This window comes from Bacillus sp. 166amftsu (assembly GCF_900107445.1).
GTDB classification, from domain to species: domain Bacteria; phylum Bacillota; class Bacilli; order Bacillales; family Bacillaceae_G; genus Bacillus_A; species Bacillus_A arachidis.
In genome coordinates this window covers 1-1,340 of the sequence record NZ_FNQA01000066.1, presented here as the reverse complement: position 1 = coordinate 1,340, position 1,340 = coordinate 1, and the positions used below count along the sequence as shown (strand labels likewise).

The following is a 1,340-nucleotide window of genomic DNA, read 5'->3' as shown; positions in this document are numbered from 1 at the left end:
ATCAATGTTCAATTAATCTTTGAATTTTATCTTTCTGAACATGTATTTATCTTTTAAAAATGCTGCCAAGATAAGTTTTTTTTCCAAAAATGATATGGTGATCCCTATATGGGTCTTTTAAAATCGCAAATTTGGCTCATAAAAACCAACAATTCTTATGCTGGTGTTTAAGTAGATAATTATTAAGTTGATGGGCATCGGCTGCACCCCTAAAACGCAAAAAGTCATAAAAAATAAAGGGTAATACATATTAGTCATGTGTAATATGTATCACCCTTGTAATTCTTGTTCAACAATCGCTTCCTATTCTTGAATAATGTTCAATTTCAAACGAATAACGCCATTAATATTAAATCTTGATAGCCGTCATCCAATTTTACACCCTTTGCTTTTCTACCCTCTTCAAAAAAGCCTAGATTCTTATATAACTGGATTGCACCTAAATTATCTTCCATTACCTCAAGACAAACTTTTTCAATCTTACTGTTATTTTTAGCCCAATTGATTAACGTTTCTAGAAGAGCTCTTCCAATACCATAATTTCGATATTCAGGTAGTATGGTCATCGCAAAAGCCCCTTGATGACTAATTTTTGCTTTGTTTCCGTTCTTAAAATCTATTGCACCGACTAGCTTACCATCAACTTCAGCAATAAACTGTACATAATTTGGATTTTCATAATAAGCTTTTAACGTTTTTTGAATAGTATCAATACTCATCTGTTTTACATCTTCAACCGTACTTAGCATGTATGGAGCGTTTATTAAAGCTCTTGAAGCAGAATTTAACATTCTTTCTGCATCCTGTTCTTTAGCTTCCCTAATTGTTACTGTTTTTCCGTCCTTAGATTTATAAGTAAAAACATTAGTTGATAGTATATTAAACACACCCTTTCGGAATATAATTACTCGGATTTTTTACCATTCCACAATTCTTAAGTAAGAGAAAATCGTATCACCTTTTTCTGTAATCACTGTCCTTTAACTTAACAACAATTATTTCAAATATTTTTAATTTTAGCAATGATTCATTCCGTTATATGGCCCGTTTGCTGAACAATTAGGACTCTTCGACTATGCTTAGGTAGTGAGGAAAAGGAGGGAGAACAACGTTCTCAATTTCTTCTTCAACTAACGGGCAAAGTATTAAAAGAATATTTCTATATGGTATAATGTTCCAATGGTTAAAAAAACGGTACTAATGTTAAAAGGGGGAAATAAGAGGTTCTGTTGCAAAGTTTTCTAAATGAAGCTACACTCTAGAAAACAGGATATAGGAGAATCAGACATGAGATATTTTAAAGGAAAACAATTCAAGAAAGAGATTATTTTAGTAGCTGT

Annotated in this window: 1 protein-coding gene; it reads right to left on the bottom strand. The window is 31.6% G+C overall.

The features are described from left to right. Positions 1-326 precede the first annotated feature (326 nt). Positions 327-887: a GNAT family N-acetyltransferase gene (locus tag BLV40_RS27765; protein WP_090695861.1), complete on the bottom strand. Its 561-nt coding sequence runs from the start codon at positions 885-887 to the stop codon at positions 327-329. Between the last annotated feature and the right edge of the window lie 453 nt (positions 888-1,340).